Source organism: Burkholderia sp. Bmkn7 (assembly GCF_041103175.1).
GTDB classification, from domain to species: domain Bacteria; phylum Pseudomonadota; class Gammaproteobacteria; order Burkholderiales; family Burkholderiaceae; genus Burkholderia; species Burkholderia cepacia.
In genome coordinates this window covers 2,221,797-2,237,037 of sequence record NZ_JBGCUH010000003.1, presented here as the reverse complement: position 1 = coordinate 2,237,037, position 15,241 = coordinate 2,221,797, and the positions used below count along the sequence as shown (strand labels likewise).

At 69.3% G+C, this 15,241-nt stretch carries 13 protein-coding genes; 6 read left to right on the top strand and 7 right to left on the bottom strand.

Annotated features, from left to right (window positions below; all coding sequences use genetic code 11):
- Nucleotides 1-28: 28 nt before the first annotated feature.
- The 3 genes from AB3K92_RS31930 to AB3K92_RS31920 are packed head-to-tail and all read right to left on the bottom strand — an operon-like array spanning nucleotide 29 to nucleotide 3,438.
- On the bottom strand, nucleotides 29-835 hold the full coding sequence (locus tag AB3K92_RS31930) for a sulfite exporter TauE/SafE family protein (RefSeq protein ID WP_059488400.1): 807 nt from the start codon (nucleotides 833-835) through the stop codon (nucleotides 29-31).
- 18 nt (nucleotides 836-853) lie between these two features.
- Nucleotides 854-2,524: a TIGR01244 family sulfur transferase gene (locus tag AB3K92_RS31925; protein ID WP_369466564.1), complete on the bottom strand. Its 1,671-nt coding sequence runs from the start codon at nucleotides 2,522-2,524 to the stop codon at nucleotides 854-856.
- Nucleotides 2,525-2,553: 29 nt separating this feature from the next.
- Nucleotides 2,554-3,438 (bottom strand): MBL fold metallo-hydrolase, encoded by an 885-nt coding sequence (locus tag AB3K92_RS31920; protein WP_059495849.1) that lies wholly within the window; start codon nucleotides 3,436-3,438, stop codon nucleotides 2,554-2,556.
- A gap of 261 nt (nucleotides 3,439-3,699) precedes the next feature.
- On the opposite strand from AB3K92_RS31920, the gene AB3K92_RS31915 reads away from it, so the two are divergent.
- From AB3K92_RS31915 to AB3K92_RS31895, 5 genes are all read left to right on the top strand, one after another.
- Nucleotides 3,700-5,097, top strand: coding sequence for a sigma-54 interaction domain-containing protein (locus AB3K92_RS31915; RefSeq protein WP_369466563.1), 1,398 nt, complete (start codon nucleotides 3,700-3,702; stop codon nucleotides 5,095-5,097).
- Nucleotides 5,098-5,176: 79 nt separating this feature from the next.
- Nucleotides 5,177-5,707: a M949_RS01915 family surface polysaccharide biosynthesis protein gene (locus tag AB3K92_RS31910; RefSeq protein ID WP_060128506.1), complete on the top strand. Its 531-nt coding sequence runs from the start codon at nucleotides 5,177-5,179 to the stop codon at nucleotides 5,705-5,707.
- Nucleotides 5,708-5,871: 164 nt separating this feature from the next.
- Complete coding sequence (locus AB3K92_RS31905; protein ID WP_048022805.1) at nucleotides 5,872-6,432, top strand: DUF2975 domain-containing protein; 561 nt, start codon at nucleotides 5,872-5,874, stop codon at nucleotides 6,430-6,432.
- A gap of 8 nt (nucleotides 6,433-6,440) precedes the next feature.
- Nucleotides 6,441-6,665, top strand: a complete 225-nt coding sequence (locus AB3K92_RS31900; RefSeq protein ID WP_027787308.1) for a helix-turn-helix transcriptional regulator — start codon at nucleotides 6,441-6,443, stop codon at nucleotides 6,663-6,665.
- Nucleotides 6,640-7,347, top strand: coding sequence for a hypothetical protein (locus AB3K92_RS31895; protein ID WP_369466562.1), 708 nt, complete (start codon nucleotides 6,640-6,642; stop codon nucleotides 7,345-7,347). Before AB3K92_RS31900 ends, AB3K92_RS31895 begins: the two co-directional genes overlap by 26 nt.
- 57 nt (nucleotides 7,348-7,404) lie before the next feature.
- Here the strand turns inward: AB3K92_RS31895 and AB3K92_RS31890 are convergent, their stop codons facing one another.
- The 4 genes from AB3K92_RS31890 to AB3K92_RS31875 all read right to left on the bottom strand — a co-directional run bounded on the left by AB3K92_RS31890 (nucleotide 7,405) and on the right by AB3K92_RS31875 (nucleotide 14,413).
- Entirely contained in the window at nucleotides 7,405-8,433 is a 1,029-nt protein-coding gene (locus tag AB3K92_RS31890; RefSeq protein ID WP_059488413.1) for a MerR family transcriptional regulator, read from the bottom strand.
- Nucleotides 8,434-8,550: 117 nt separating this feature from the next.
- Nucleotides 8,551-10,140 carry an efflux transporter outer membrane subunit gene (locus tag AB3K92_RS31885; RefSeq protein ID WP_059816978.1) on the bottom strand — a complete coding sequence of 530 codons (1,590 nt, stop codon included), beginning with the start codon at nucleotides 10,138-10,140 and terminating at the stop codon, nucleotides 8,551-8,553.
- Nucleotides 10,141-10,142: 2 nt separating this feature from the next.
- Nucleotides 10,143-13,307 (bottom strand): efflux RND transporter permease subunit, encoded by a 3,165-nt coding sequence (locus AB3K92_RS31880; protein WP_369466561.1) that lies wholly within the window; start codon nucleotides 13,305-13,307, stop codon nucleotides 10,143-10,145.
- Nucleotides 13,304-14,413 (bottom strand): efflux RND transporter periplasmic adaptor subunit, encoded by a 1,110-nt coding sequence (locus AB3K92_RS31875; RefSeq protein ID WP_042975870.1) that lies wholly within the window; start codon nucleotides 14,411-14,413, stop codon nucleotides 13,304-13,306. Before AB3K92_RS31875 ends, AB3K92_RS31880 begins: the two co-directional genes overlap by 4 nt.
- A 183-nt stretch (nucleotides 14,414-14,596) precedes the next feature.
- Here AB3K92_RS31875 and AB3K92_RS31870 point away from each other — a divergent pair, with 183 nt between their 5' ends.
- A complete protein-coding gene (locus AB3K92_RS31870) occupies nucleotides 14,597-15,217 on the top strand; it encodes a TetR/AcrR family transcriptional regulator (protein ID WP_021160908.1) in 621 nt (206 codons plus the stop codon).
- Nucleotides 15,218-15,241: the final 24 nt, after the last annotated feature.

Genomic DNA, 15,241 nt, shown 5'->3' with positions numbered 1-15,241 from the left:
CGTCGAGTCGGCGCCGGTCGGTACGCGATTACGCGCCGAACGCCGCTTTCGCCAGCAGCCCCAGCGCGACACACACAAGCACGGCCGCGAACCCGGCCTGCACGTGCCGCGCGGCGAGGTGGCGCGACGCGCCGCGACCGGCAGCCATGCCGAGCGCGGTCGCGACGGTGAACCACAGCGTCACGTCGAGCGGCGCGCGCGTGCCCGACACGAGCGTCGCGAACACGCCGCCGGTGCCGACCAGCGCGATCACCATCAGCGATGTCGCGACCACCCCATGCATCGACACGTTCGTGAACTTGCGCAGCATCGGCACGATCACGAAGCCGCCGCCGACACCGAGCAGCCCCGTCATCAGGCCCGTCATCGCGCCGGTCGATGCCAGCGCGATGCCCACGGGCCAGGACCACATCAGCCGGCCCGTATCGGGATTCACGCGGCCGACGCACAGCGGCGACGCGTCGGCATCGACCACCGCCTGCCGCAGCGCCTGCCGCAACAGGCGGCCGGCGACGATCAGCATCGTCAGTGCGAACAGCGCGAGCAGCAGGCGCTGCGGCAACACGTGCGCGAGCCGTACGCCGAGCGTGGTCAGCGGCACGCCGGCCACGGCCATCAGCAATGCCGCGCGATAGCGCACGAGTCCGCGGCGGAAGCCTTCGAGCGCGCCGAGCGCCGCGCTGCCGGCCACCGCGACGAGCGCGACGGGCGTGGCCTGCTGCATCGGCCAGCTCATGCCGACGACGAGCGCGGGCACCGCGAGGATGCCGCCGCCGGCGCCGGTCAGGCCGAGCACGGCGCCGACGAAACCGCCCAGTACGAGGGAAATCAGCATGACGTCATCGGGCTCCGGTCAACGCGCGATCGCGGGTTTCGCGAGCCATTCGCGGCCCTTGAGCATCGCCTTCCAGTAGAGCGGCGGCAGCACGCGTTCCTTGAGCAGCCACGCGAGCCGCGACGGGCGCTTGCCGTCGATCAGCCACGCGGGGAAGGTCGGCGCGACCTTGCCGCCGTACAGGAATTCGGCGAGCACGATCTTGCCGCGCTCGACGGTGAGCGGGCACGAGCCGTAGCCGTCGTATGCGGCGTCGCCGTGCGCGCGGCCGAGCGACACGAGCAGGTTGTGCGCGACGACGGGCGCCTGCTTGCGCGCGGCCGCGGCCGTTTTCGCATTGGTCGTGTTGGTGGCGTCGCCGAGCGCATAGATGTCCGGGTACTGCCGATGGCGCAATGTCGCCGGATCGACGTCGATCCAGCCGGCCGCATCGGCGAGCGGGCTCGACCGCACGAAATCGGGCGCCTTCTGCGGCGGCACGACGTGGATCATGTCGAACGAGCGCACCACGGTTTCCTTGCCGCCGTCGGGCAGCGCGCGCGCGAACGTCGCCTGGCGTGCCGGGCCGTCGATCGCGACGAGGTTGTGGCCGAACGACAACGCGATGTCGTAGCTTTTCACGTACTCCATCAGCGCGGGTACGTAGTCGGCGACGCCGAACAGGGCGCCGCCCGCATTCAGGAACTCGACGTTCGCGGCCTCGAGGCGGCCCGCGCGCCGCCAGTGGTCGCACGACAGGTACATCGCTTTCTGCGGTGCGCCTGCGCACTTGATCGGCATCGGCGGCTGCGTGAAGAGTGCGTTGCCGCCGCGGAACGCGCGCACGAGTTCCCACGTGTACGGCGCCAGGTCGTAACGGTAGTTGGACGTGACGCCGTTGCGGCCGAGCGTATCGGCGAGGCCTTCGATCGCGTGCCAGTCGAGCTTGAGCCCCGGGCACACGACGAGCTTGCGATAGCCGATGCGGCGGCAGCCGTCGAGCACGACCGCGTGCGCGTCGGGCTCGAAGCCCGCAACGGCGGCCTGGATCCGGTGCACGCCGCGCGGCAGCACGTCGGTGATCCGGCGTGCGGTGGTCTCGGGCCGGAACACGCCCGCGCCAACCATCGTCCAGCCCGGCTGGTAGTAGTGGACGTCGGCCGGATCGATCACCGCGATGTCGAGCGACGCGTCGCGCGCGAGCAGGCTCGACGCGACTGCGATGCCGGCCGCGCCCGCGCCGACGATCACGATGTCGTGCCGCGCGTCGACGGCCGGTGCCGCCTGCTTGCCGCCTTGCACGACACGCGACGCGAGCGCGTGCAGGTCGTAGCCGGCCGCGGCGGCCGTCGCGACGATGTCGTTCAGCGGGCGCAGGCCGGCTTGCGACAACGCCCACAGCGTGGCCGAACGCATGCCGCTGCGGCAGTACGCGAGCACCGGGCCGTCGAGCGACGCGACGAGTGCGCCGAATTGTGCGGCCTGGTCGTCGGTCACCTTGCCCGTATCGACCGGCAGGTAAAGCACGTCGATGCCGAGCGGCGCGGCGGCCGCGCGGATTTCGGTGACGGTCGGCTGGTCGGCGCCTTCGCCGTCGGGGCGGTTGCAGACGATCGCGCGGATGCCGGCCGCGTGAAGCGCGGGCAGGTCGGCCGCCGCGATCTGCGGCGAGACCGACAGCGCGTCGGTCAGCTTGCGGATGGAGGTCATGTCGGGGGTCTCGGTTGGGGCGCCGGCGCTCAGATCGCGTCGAGCGGGATCTTCAGGTAGCGCACGCCGTTGTCTTCGGGCTCGGGCAGGTGGCCGGCGCGCATGTTGACCTGCACGGACGGCAGCATCAGCACCGGCATGGCGAGCGTGGCGTCGCGTGTGGTACGCATCGCGACGAAATCGTCCTCGGTCACTCCGTCCTTCACGTGCACGTTCGCGCGGCGCTGCTCGGCCACGGTCGTCACGAACTGCACGTCGCGGCCGCCCGGCTGGTAGTCGTGGCACAGGTACAGGCGCGTGTCGGGCGGCAGCGCGAGCACGCGCGCGATCGATCGGTACAGCGTGCGCGCGTCGCCGCCCGGGAAGTCGCAGCGGGCCGTGCCGTAGTCGGGCATGAACAGCGTGTCGCCGACGAATGCCGCGCGCTGCGTCGCGTCGTCGACGCAGTAGGTCATGCACGCGGGCGTGTGGCCCGGCGTATGCATCGCGCGGATCGTCAGCGTGCCGAGCGCTAGCGTATCGCCGTCGTCGAGCAGCCGGTCGAACTGGCGGCCATCGTGCGCGAAGCCGGGGCCCGCGTTGAACAGCGTGCCGAACACGTGCTGCACGCGGCGCACGTGCGAACCGATCGCGATCCGGCCGCCGACGTGTTTCTTCAGGTACGGCGCGGCCGACAGGTGGTCGGCGTGCACGTGGGTTTCCAGCAGCCAGTGCACGTCCGCGCCGAGTTCGGCGACGCGGGCGATCAGCCGGTCGGCGCTGGCGGTGCGCGTGCGGCCGGATGTCGGGTCGTAGTCGAGCACGCTGTCGATCAGCGCGCATGCGCGGCTCGCGGTATCGAGCACGAGATAGCTGACGGTGTGGGTCGCCGGGTCGAAAAAGCCTTCGACCGACAGTGTGGTGGCATCGCTCACGGGGTGTCCTCGATCAGGTTCTGCATCTGCAATCGCAACCTATAACTCAAGAAGCGTGCCAGCCTGCGTCGCGGCACCGGCCGATCTGCCAGGGATTTGATTCGACTCGGGTTTTCGGCGCAGGCGCGGTGAAGCACGGGCGTCGCCGGCATACGGTTGCCGCTGCGGACTGCCACTTCTGGCAGTGTCGTGGCAGAATTGGCAGTCCGCCTGGCAGTGCGCCCGCCCGTTCGTCAGGCATCTCCTTCACCGAGCATCCGCATGAATCCGCACGACACCATCCCGATCGTCCCCGCGCCGCGCCCCGACGTCATGCCCGACGTGCGCGCGCTCGTCGCGTATCTCGAGCAGGATCCGCAGCCGATGATCGTCGTCGATCCCGATTACCGCATCCTCGCGGCCAACGATGCGTACCGGCGCCAGTTCGGCGTCGCGGGCGTCGAGCACGTGGGCCGGCACTGCTTCCAGGTGTCGCATCACTACGACGTGCCGTGCGACCAGGCCGGCGAGCATTGCCCGATGAAGCAGGCGCTCGAGTCGCGCGGGCTGAACCGCGTGCTGCACATCCATCACACGCCGCGCGGCCCCGAGCATGTCGACGTCGAATTGCGGCCGATCTTCGATGCGCACGGCAACGTGATCGCGTACGTCGAGCGGCTGACCACGGTGCGCAGCGCATCCGCGCAGCCGAGTGCGGAAGGGCTCGTCGGCGGCGCCGACGCGTTCAATGCGGCGCTCGGCGCACTGCAGCGCGTCGCGCCGTCGATGCTGCCGGTGCTGCTGCTCGGCGAATCGGGCACCGGCAAGGAACTGTTCGCCCGTGCGCTGCACGAGGCGAGCGATCGTGCGATGGGGCCGTTCGTCGTCGTCGATTGCTCGGGGATCGCCGAGACGCTGTTCGAGAGCGAACTGTTCGGTTACGAGAAGGGCGCGTTCACGGGCGCGAACCAGCGCAAGCCGGGCCTCGTCGAGACCGCGCAGGGCGGCACGCTGTTTCTCGACGAGATCGGCGACGTGCCGCTGCCGATGCAGGTGAAGCTGCTGCGCCTGATCGAGTCGGGCACGTTCCGGCGCGTCGGCGGCGTCGAGGCGCTGCGCGCGGATTTCCGGCTGGTCGCGGCAACGCACAAGCCGCTGCGCGAGATGATCGACGACGGCCGGTTCCGGCAGGATCTTTACTACCGGATCAACGCGTTCCCGATTCCGCTGCCGGCGCTGCGCGACCGGCAGGGCGACGTCGCGCTGCTGTCCGAATCGATCCTGCGGCGAATCGTGAACGCGCGTGCCGGCGCGGGCGAGGCGGGCGCCCGGCCGTTCGCGGCCCGGCCGTTCGTCCTGACCGAACGCGCGCGTGCGTGTCTCGATGCCTATGCGTGGCCGGGCAATATCCGCGAGCTGCGCAACGTGCTCGAACGCGCATGCCTGTTCGCGGACGACGGGACGATCCGGGTCGAACACCTGCCGGCCGAACTGGTCGCCGCATCGGCGGCGCCGCAGGATCGCGCGTCCGATGCGCGCGGCATGTCGGACGCGGAGCTCGTGCGCATCGCGCGCACGTTTGACGGCACACGCAAGGCGCTCGCCGAGCAGGTCGGGATGAGCGAGCGGACGTTGTACCGGCGGATGAAGGCGCTCGGGCTCGGGGCGCGCGAGCGCTGAACGGGCAGGCGGCGGGCGGCTGGCAGAGGCACGCGGCTGTGTCGATAATGGCGCGTTCGATCCCGCTTCCACCTCGCCGATGAAGAGACACTTCCTTTCGCCTTGCCTGTTTCTGGCCGCCACTGCGCTGTGCAGCCTGGCGCAGGCCGCCACCGAATACACATGGACCGATGCGGCCGGCGCACATGCGGTGACGCTCGTGCGCACCGCGTCCGGCGACGACCTCGAGCTCAAGGTCGCCGCGACGCTCGACGGCCGGCCCGACTGGACCGTGCGCGACTACGTGAAGGCATGCCCGGTCGACGTGATTCTCGACGTCGTGCCCGCGTCGATCGAGATGCGCGACCTGCTCGGCAACGGCCGCAAGCAGTTTCTGTTCGCGTACAGGATCGGCTGCCGCGGCGACGTCAGCGCCGACCAGGTCAAGTACTTCCTGATCGACCAGGGCACGAAGTACGTGCTGCGCGGCGAGGAAACCGTCACGGTCAACGGCAAGTTCATGGACGGCGGCGCGGCGCCCGTGCCGAATGCGGACCTGAAAGCCCGACCCGCGTTTCTGCGCTACATGACGAAGCGCTGGCACGCGATCAGCGCGCACGACTATCGATAGGCGCGCGCCCGGCGCTCGTGACGGCGCGCGCGACTCACGCCTGTCGGGGGTGAGTCGAACCTGTCGAACAATAAGAAATCATGGTGCAACGACAATAAATTATCGTTTTACGATAATTTTAGACGTACAATCGACGCTCATTCATTCGTCGTCGAGGACACGTCATGCATTCCGATCGTATCGCCCGTATCAGCCAGCAGATGGCCACCGTCACGCTGTGGTTCATCGTCGGCATGCTGGTGCTCAACGCCGCGTGCTGGGCGTTCCCGTCGCTGAACGCGGCGTCGGGGCCCGGCCTCGTATTCGGCCTCACCGATTCGGTGATCTCGAACCTGCACGTGGATGTCGCCGCGTTCCCGTGGTGGCAGAAGGCGGTCGGCATCCTGCTGTCGAGCGTGCCGCTGATCGCGCTCGCGAACGGCCTGCGTCATCTGCGTGCGCTGTTCCGCACCTACGCGCGCCGCGATTATTTCTCCGCGCAAGCGGCCGGCCATCTCGGCAAGACGGGCCGTGCGATCGGGATGTGGGTGTTGCTGAGCCTGCTGTGCGAACCGCTCCTGAGCGTGTGGGCGACGCTGCGCGAACCGGTCGGCCATCGCGTGGTCAGCATCGGTTTCAGCCTGCCGTACGTGGTCGCGCTGTTCACCGCGGCCTGCATCGCGGTCATCGCGCATATCCTCCGGCAGGCGAGCGAACTCGATGCCGAACATCGGCAGTTCGTCTGAGGCGCGCCATGTCGATCGTGGTCAAGCTCGATGTGATGCTCGCGACGCGCAAGGTCCGCTCGAAGGATCTCGCGGCGGCGGTCGGCATCACCGAACAGAATCTGTCGCTGCTCAAGCAAGGGAAGGTCAAGGGCATCCGTTTCGCGACGCTCGAGGCGATCTGCCGTTATCTCGACTGCCAGCCCGGCGACCTGCTCGCGTTCAGCGATGACGGTGTCGGCGAGCCGGACTGACGCATTGCCCTCGCGGCTTGCCGGCGTGGCGGGGCGGCGCCGGCCGCGCATCGTCGCGCTGGCTGTCGTCGCGTCCGTATCGATTCACCTGCTCGGATGGTTCGTGCTGCAGCGGGCGTCGACGGTGGCCCGCCCGAACGCCGGGGCGCGGCCCCGGCTCGCGCTGCGCGTCGAGCTGATTCCCGCGCGGCCGGTGCCCGTGGCGGGCGTGCCTGACGCCGGGCGAACCGGGCCCGCCGCGAGCGGGCGCGGTGCCCAGGGCGCCGTGTCATCGACGAAACGATCCGCCGCGGTTGCGGTGTCGCGCACGACGACGCAGGCGTCTTCGAATACGGAGGGCGTTTCGCATCGGCAAGGTGAAACGCCTGCCGGTGCAATCGCGACCCGACGTGAACCCCTTCCCGAGCCCGCACCAGGCCCCGATCTCGACTGGCGCCGCGACCTGGACGCGATCGGCTCGCGGCATGCGGCGGCGCGCAGTCCGGCGCAGGCGGCGGTCGGGGCCTTGGGCGCGTCGTCCGGCGGCGTGGTCGCGCGCCGTGACAGCGTCGACGCGAGGCTGGCCGACGGCGTGTCGAATGCCCGTCGCACCGACTGCCGTCAGGCATATTCACGCGCGGGCCTGCTGGCATTGCCGATGCTCGCGCTGGATGCGGTGCGCGACACGGGCTGCAAATGGTGAAACGGGCGGCACGCGGGAAACCCGCGTGCCGCCCGCACTTTCATGCGCTCAACGCGTTCAGCGCGCGGGCGCAAGCTGCGCCATCGCCTCCCGCACGAAACCGATCAGCGTGTCGTCGGCCCACGTATCCTGCGTCAATGCAGGCTCGTTCATCATCGCCGCGCGGAATTTCGCGTGCGTGGCCGGATCGTGGCCGGCGTAGCTGCAGAACAGCTCGAGCCAGCGCTGCGCAAGCGCGCGGCCTTCCGGCGAAGCAGGTCGGGTACCCGCATCGATCGCGTCGCGCACGTCGCCCATCAGTTGCGGCCATTCCATCGCGCGTTCGCCGTAGTGCGCGCGCATGAAGCGGATCTCGTCCGGCGCGAGATACTTCTCGAAGATCCGCATCTTGTTTTCGGACGACGCACGCAGCACATAGTCGCGCAGCGCGGTCGAAATGCCGATCTTCGACTGCATCGCCGGTTCGTGCTCGTGCATCAGGTTCAGCTTCGCCAGCAGCCGCGGGTCGTTGTTCGTGTCGCGCACGAGCAGCGTCATCCAGCGACTGGCGAGCGCACGGGGGCGTTCGTCCTCGGCGGGTACGCCCGCGTCGTGCAGCGCGCGCACTTCGTCGACGAGTGCGATCCATTCGGCGTCGCCCGCCTGGCTTTTCTGGTACATCGGCAGGCGCGCGAGTTCTTCCTCGGAAAAATACTTGTCGTACACGGTCATCAACTCCAGTGTGGTGAGCCAATCGGCCAGCTCCGGCTCCGTGCCCGCGGCGAGCTGCGCATGCAGGCTCACGAGGCGCTCGCGCAGCTGCGCGGTCTGCGCGAGCTGGCGGTCGAGCAGCGCGATCTGCTTCGCGACGAGATCGACGAGCGGAGTGCCGGGCTGGTTCAGGTGGTCGCCGATTTCGGTGAGCGACAGGCCGAAGCGACGCAGCGCCTGGATCTGGTGGAGCCGGGCGATGTCGTGGCGGTCGTACAGCCGGTAGCCGTTGTCGGCGCGCGCCGAAGGCGTCAGCAGACCGATCGCGTGATAGTGATGAAGCGTGCGGACGGTCAGCCCGCTGCGTTTCGCCAGTTCTCCCACTTTCAGTCGCATTCGTTCCTCCGTTCGGTACGCGCACTGGAGTCTCGAACGTTACGCTACGTGAGGGTCAAGCGGAAGATGGGGGGGCGTGCGCGCGGGGATTCCGCGCGCACGCGATGGCGGGCCGGCTTATTGCGGTGAAGGCGGCGAAGGCGGCGTGTCGGTGGCGGCAGTATCGGCGGTGGCGGCGCGCGCTTGCTGGCCGGTTGCGCCGTCGGCGGCTGTGTCGCCGGCCTTGCCGGACGGCCCGCCCTTGTCGACCGGCGGCGTGCCCATCGCCTGGTAGAGCCGCGCGGTATCCGCGAACCGCGCGCCGGTCGCGCGGATCTCGTCGAGCCGCGCGTTGCGATACTGCAGCTCGCTGGCGCGCGCGGCCGACGGCGGCAGTGCGCCGAGCCGCACGCGGGCCGCCGCGTCGTCGTACGCGCCGCGCGCGGACAGCGCGGCGCGCGACGACGCGTCGAGCGCTTCCGCATCGTGCTCGAGCGCCGCGAGCGAATCGGCGACGTTCTGGAACGCACCGAGCACGGCCTGCTTGTACTGGTCGACGGCGGCCTCGTAAGTCGCCTTCGCCGCGCGGCGCTGGGCGAGCAGCGCGCCGCCGTGGAAGATCGGCTGGCTCAGCGACGCGCCGACGTTCCAGATCGCGCCGGCGCCCGACAGCATCGCCGGCCAGCTGAAGCCGCCTTTGCCCATCGCGGCCGACAACGACAGCTGCGGGAACATCTGCGCGGTCGCGAGGCCGACTTCGGCCGCGGCCGCCTTCAGCCCCGCGTCGGCGGCCTGGATGTCCGGGCGGCTTTGCAGCAGGTCCGACGGCACGACGACGGGCACCTGTTCGGGTAGGTGCAGATCGGCGAGCGTGAGATCGGCCGGCGGCCGGTCGGGCGTGCGGCCGACCAGCACCGCGAGCGCATGGCGGGCCGAGTCGCGCTGCTGGCGCAGCGCGGGCAGGCTCGCCGCGAACGTGTCGGCGCTTTGCCGCGCGTTCAGCGCGTCGCTGCGCGAGGCGGAACCGAGTGCGTAGCGGCGTTCGGCATCGTGTGCCTGGTCGTTGGCGAGGGCGACGAGCCGCTCGGTCGTGTTGATCTGCGCATTCAGCACCGACACCGTGATCGACGCGGTGACGATGTTCGCGGCCAGCGCGCGCCGCGCGGATTCGAGCTGGAACGCGCTGACGTCGACGCGTCGCGCCAGCGCGCGGTTCGCGAAACGCGACGCGCCGAACAGGTCGATCGTGTAGCTCGCCTGCAACTGGCCGACGAACGTGTCGTACAGCAGCGTCGGCGCGCCGAGCGCGGGGATCGGCACGCCGAGCGCACGCTGGCGCGTGGCCTGTCCGACCGCATCGATCGACGGCAGCATCGAGCTGCCGATCTGCCCGCGCAGCTGTTCGCGCGCGGCATCGAGCGAGTGCGATGCCGCACTGAGCGTCGGGCTGTTGCGCAGCCCTTCGTCGACGAGCGCGTTCAGCGCATCGGAGCGGTACTGCTTCCACCAGTCGGGCACCGGCTGCGCGCCGACCTCGAACTGCTGCGCGACGCCTTGCGCGGACACGGTCTGCTGCACTTGCGGCGTGGTGCCGTAGTGCGCGGGCGACGGCATCGCGGGCGGCTCGCCGCTCGGCGCGAACCAGGCGCAGCCCGCGAGCGGGCCGGCGAGGCTCGCGACGGCGAGTGCCCGCACGGCTTTCGTTTTCAGGTTCATCGATCGATCCATGGTCAGGCTCCCGACGGTGCGGCCGGCGTGCTGCCGCCGGGCGGCGGGCCGTTCTGCGGGTCGCGTTCGTCGCGCTTCACGCGGAACCACGTTGCATACAGCGCGGGCAGGTAGAACAGCGTCAGCACGGTCGCGCTCGTGATGCCGCCCATCAGCGCGGTCGCCATCGGCCCGAAGAAGTTCGAGCGCAACAGCGGGATCAGCGCGAGCACGGCGGCCGCGGCCGTCAGCGTGATCGGGCGGAACCGCCGCACGGTCGCGCCGATGATCGCGTCGACGCGGCCGTGGCCGGCGGCGATGTCCTGTTCGATCTGGTCGACGAGGATCACCGAGTTGCGCATGATGATCCCGAACATCGCGATCACGCCGAGCATCGCGACGAAGCCGAACGGCTGGCCGAACATCAGCAGCGTGGCGACCACGCCGATCAGCCCGAGCGGCGCGGTCAGCACGACCATCAGCACGCGCGAGAAGCTCTGCAGCTGGATCATCAGCAGCGTGAACACGGCGATCGCCATCAGCGGCATCTGCGCATTGATCGATTTCTGCGCCTTCGCGCTTTCCTCGACCGAGCCACCGATGTTGATCTGGTAGCCGACCGGCAACTGCGCGCGCAATGCGTTCAGCTTCGCGTCGACCGCATGCGTGACGTCGATGCCCTGCGCGCCGGCGCGTACGTCCGACTGCACGGTGATGGTCGGCTGGCGGTCGCGCTCCCACACGACGCCGTATTCGAGCGTCGGCTTGAAGCGGCCGAGCGAGCCGAGCGGCACCGGGCCGTTCGGGGTCGGCAGCGCGAGGCCGGCGAGCTTCGCGGGGTCGACGCGATCGGCCTTCGGCGCGCGCAGGTCGACCGCGATCAGCTTGTCGCGTTCGCGGTATTGCGTGACGGTCGTGCCGGACAGCGTCATCGCGAGGAAGCTCGAGACGTCCTGCGACGTGACGTTCAGTTCGCGCGCCTTCTTCTGGTCGATCTCGAAGCGCACCGAGCGCTCGGCCGGCTCGTCCCAGTCGAACTGCACGTTGACCGTGCGCGTGTCGCCGCGCATCGTCGCCGCGACCTTCTCGGCGATCGAGCGGACCGTCGCGATGCTGTCGCCGCTCACGCGGAACTGCACCGGGTAGCCGACCGGCGGGCCGTTCTCGAGCCGCGACAGCCGCCAGCGCACGGCCGGGAACTGCTCGCGCAGCGTGGTTTCGAGCCAGGTCGCGAGCTTCTCGCGATCCTTCACCGATTTCGCGGTGATCACGAACTGCGCGAAGTTCGGCAACTGAAGCTGCTGGTCGAGCGGCAGGTAGAAGCGCGGTGCGCCGCTGCCGACGAAGTTCACCGAATGATCGATCTCGGGGCGCTTGTCGATCACTTTCTCGAGGCGCTCGGTCTCGCGCAGCGTCGCCGCGAACGACGCGCCTTCGGGCAGACGCAGGTCGACGAGCAGCTCGGGGCGATCGGAACTCGGGAAGAACTGCTGCGGCACGAGCGAAAAGCCCATCATTGCCACGACGAACAGGGCGCCCGTGATCAGCAGCACGACGAAGCGCCGCTCGATGCACCAGTCGATCCAGCCGCGCAGGCGGCGGTAGAAGCGCGTGTCGTAGATGTCGTGCTCGTGATCGTCGGGCAGGTGCGCCTCGTGCGCGTGCCGCTTGCGCTCGGGCAGCATGTGGTAGCCGAGCAGCGGAATCAGCACGACGGCCGCGAACCACGACGCGATCAGCGCGATGGCCGACACCTCGAAGATCGAGCGCGTGTATTCGCCGGTGCTCGATTTCGCGAGCGCGATCGGCAGGAAGCCCGACACGGTGACGAGCGTGCCGGTCAGCATCGGGAACGCGGTGCTCGTATAGGCGAACGCGGCGGCGCGTGCGCGGGTGTAGCCCTGTTCGAGCTTCACGGCCATCATCTCGACCGCGATGATCGCGTCGTCGACGAGCAGCCCGAGCGCGAGCACGAGCGTGCCGAGCGACACCTTGTGCAGCCCGATGTCGAACAGGTACATGAAGAGGGCGGTGACCGCGAGCACGACCGGAATCGAGATCACGACCACCATCCCGGTGCGCAGGCCGAGCGACACGAGGCTCACGACCAGCACGATCGCGACCGCTTCGGCGACGGCTTCGAGGAAGTCGTCCACCGAATGCGCGACCGCGTGCGGCATGCTCGACACCTCGACCAGCTTGAGGCCGGCCGGCAGTTGCGCCTGCAGGTCCTTCGATTCGGCGTCGAGCGCCTTGCCGAGGCGGATCACGTCGCCGCCCGGCTGCATCGTCACGCCGATGCCGAGCACGGCCTTGCCGGCCGAACCTGGACCGGCCGCGCGCATCTGCGTGACGACCGGGTCGTCGTAGCCGCGCTTCACGGTCGCGAGATCGCCGAGCCGGAACGTGCGGCCGTTGATGCGGATCAGCGTATCGGCGATTGCATTGACGTTATCGAACTGGCCGCTCGGCCGCACGAACACGCGATCGTCGGCGGTCGTCAGTACACCGGCCGACGAGATGTCGTTCTGCGCGTTGATTGCCTGGCCGAGCTGCTGCGGCGAGATGCCGAGGCGCGTGAGCTGCGCGTTGTTCACCTCGATGAAGATCCGCTGGTCGGGGTCGCCGAAATAGTCGACCTTGCCGACGCCCGGCACGCGCAGCAGCACGGTGCGCAACTGATCGGCGTAGTCGTGCAGTTGCGCGGGCGTGAAGCCGTCGCCCTCGAGCGTCCAGATGTTGGTGTAGACGTCGCCGAATTCGTCGTTGAAGAACGGGCCCTGCACGCCGGGCGGCAGCGTATAGCCGATGTCGCCGACCTTCTTGCGGATCTGGTACCAGGTCTCGGGCACGTCCTTTACGGGCGCCGAATCCTTCATCGTGAAGAAGATCAGCGATTCGCCGGGGCGCGAATAGCTGCGCAGGAAGTCGATGGCCGGCGTTTCCTGCAGCTTGCGGCCGATCCGGTCGGTCACCTGTTCCTGCACCTGCCGCGCAGTCGCGCCGGGCCAGAACGTGCGGATCACCATCACGCGGAACGTGAACGGCGGGTCTTCGGACTGCGCGAGCCGCGTGTACGCGAGGATGCCCGCGAGCGTCGCAAGCGCGATCAGGTAGACGACGAGCGCCTGGTGGCGCAGCGCCCATGCAGACAGGTTGAACCGGCCTTCTTCGTGCGGAGTGCTCACGATGCGAAGTCCTCCGGATGCAGCGGCGCGATCGCGCGTACCTTCTCGCCCGCGCTGACCGTGTGCACGCCCTGCAACACGACGCGCTCGCCGGGCTGCAGCCCGTGCGACACCGTCACCGTGCGCTCGTTGAAGCGCGCGACGTCGACGCGGCGCAGCTCGAGCGTGTCGTCCTTCGTGCGCACGACCCACACGGCCGGCTGCGCGCCGTCATGGAACAGCGCGGTCGCGGGCAGCGTGATCGACGGCGCGTCGCCTGAGGCCGGTGCGCCGTCGAACGCGACGCTGGCCGTCATGCCGAGCCGGATCGCCGGATCGGGCGCGGCGAGCGTGAGCTTCACGCGATACGTGCGGCTTTGCGGATCGGCGGCCGGCGCGATTTCGCGCACCTTCGCCGCGAACTGGCGACCGGGCAGCGACGGCAGCGTGACGCTGGCCGCGTGGCCGGGCGTGAGCGATGCAAGCGCGGCTTCGGGCACGTCGCTGACGACGTCGACGTCGCCGGACCACGCGAGCTGGTAGACGGGCTGGCCGGCCGACACGTTCTGGCCGGTGTCGGCCTGTTCGGCGGTGATGTAGCCCGCGTGATCGGCGACGAGCGTCGCGTAGCGAAGCTGGTTCCGGGCGAGCGCGAGCTGCTGCTGCGCCTGGTCGCGCTGCGCGAGCGCCGACGTGTAGCTGTTCTCGGTCTGTTCGAGCTGGGCGGTCGCGATCAGGTTTTCGCGCGCCTGTGCGCGGTCGCGGTCGAGCTGCTGCTTCGCGAACGCGAGGCTGTGCGTCGCGGCGTCGAGTTGCGCCTGTGCGCTCGCGGCGTTCTTCTCGACGTCGGACGGATCGAGCAGCGCGACGACCTGGCCGACCTTGACCGTATCGCCGAGACGCACCTTGCGCTCGATGATCTTGCCGGCGATGCGGAACGACAGCGGGGTGGCATAACGCGGCTGGATCTCGCCGGGGAGCGTGCGGGCGACCGCGGCGTCGTCGGCATGCGCGGGCAGTGCGACGACGGGGCGCGGGGCGGGCGGCGCGGATTCTTTTGGATGACAGGCGGCGAGGACGAGCGCGGTGCCGACCAGCAGCACGGCGCGGGAACCGGAGCGATTCACGAAACCCCCAAGTGAGGTGAGAGCGAGAGCGGAACGAAGGCGGCAAGCGCGGCCTGCGCTTGCCCCGAGCGGCGCCGACAGAGGCGCGGACAGCATTTTCAGAAACTGTGGCGAATTCTAATACACACCTGTATCTGAGTGCAAAGATGAATTTGAAAGGGAATCGATGCTAGACTGCGCGCCATGAAACCACAGCGCTTAACCCGCGAGCAGAGCAGGGATCAGACGCGCGAACGTCTGCTGAATGCCGCGCATCGCATTTTTCTGAAGAAAGGCTTTGTGGCCGCGAGCGTCGAGGACATCGCGGCCGCGGCCGGCTATACGCGCGGCGCGTTCTACTCGAATTTCCGCAGCAAGTCGGAACTCCTGCTGGAGTTGCTGGAGCGCAACCATGCGCTGGTGCAGGCCGATTTCCAGGCGATCTTCGACGAGGGCGGGTCGCGCGAACAGATGGAATCGATGACGCTCGCGCATTACCGCACGCTGTTCGCCGACGACGAATTCTCGTTGCTGTGGGGCGAGGCGAAGCTGCAGGCCGCGCGTGACGCGAAGTTCCGCGTGCGCTTCAACCAGTTCCTGCACGCCAAGCGCGTGCAGATGGCCGAATTCATCCGGCGCTTCTCCGAGCGCTCCGGCACGCCGCTGCTGTTGCCGGCGGAGACGCTCGCGTTCGGGCTGATGTGCCTGTGCGACGGCGTGCAGTCGTATTACGCGGCCGATCCGCAACACGTGCCGGCCGACGTGGCCGAGTCGGTGCTCGCGGGGTTCTTCGCGCGTGTCGTGCTCGGGCGCGCGCCCGACTGACGCGGCAGCGGATTCGTCGTGCCG

Bases quoted from the DNA above. Each gene is read 5' to 3' on its own strand.
- AB3K92_RS31930 (WP_059488400.1), bottom strand. From the start codon at position 835: ATGCTGATTTCCCTCGTACTGGGCGGTTTCGTCGGCGCCGTGCTCGGC.
- AB3K92_RS31925 (WP_369466564.1), bottom strand. From the start codon at position 2,524: ATGACCTCCATCCGCAAGCTGACCGACGCGCTGTCGGTCTCGCCGCAG.
- AB3K92_RS31915 (WP_369466563.1), top strand. From the start codon at position 3,700: ATGAATCCGCACGACACCATCCCGATCGTCCCCGCGCCGCGCCCCGAC.
- AB3K92_RS31910 (WP_060128506.1), top strand. From the start codon at position 5,177: ATGAAGAGACACTTCCTTTCGCCTTGCCTGTTTCTGGCCGCCACTGCG.
- AB3K92_RS31905 (WP_048022805.1), top strand. From the start codon at position 5,872: ATGCATTCCGATCGTATCGCCCGTATCAGCCAGCAGATGGCCACCGTC.
- AB3K92_RS31900 (WP_027787308.1), top strand. From the start codon at position 6,441: ATGTCGATCGTGGTCAAGCTCGATGTGATGCTCGCGACGCGCAAGGTC.
- AB3K92_RS31895 (WP_369466562.1), top strand. From the start codon at position 6,640: ATGACGGTGTCGGCGAGCCGGACTGACGCATTGCCCTCGCGGCTTGCC.
- AB3K92_RS31890 (WP_059488413.1), bottom strand. From the start codon at position 8,433: ATGCGACTGAAAGTGGGAGAACTGGCGAAACGCAGCGGGCTGACCGTC.
- AB3K92_RS31885 (WP_059816978.1), bottom strand. From the start codon at position 10,140: ATGGATCGATCGATGAACCTGAAAACGAAAGCCGTGCGGGCACTCGCC.
- AB3K92_RS31870 (WP_021160908.1), top strand. From the start codon at position 14,597: ATGAAACCACAGCGCTTAACCCGCGAGCAGAGCAGGGATCAGACGCGC.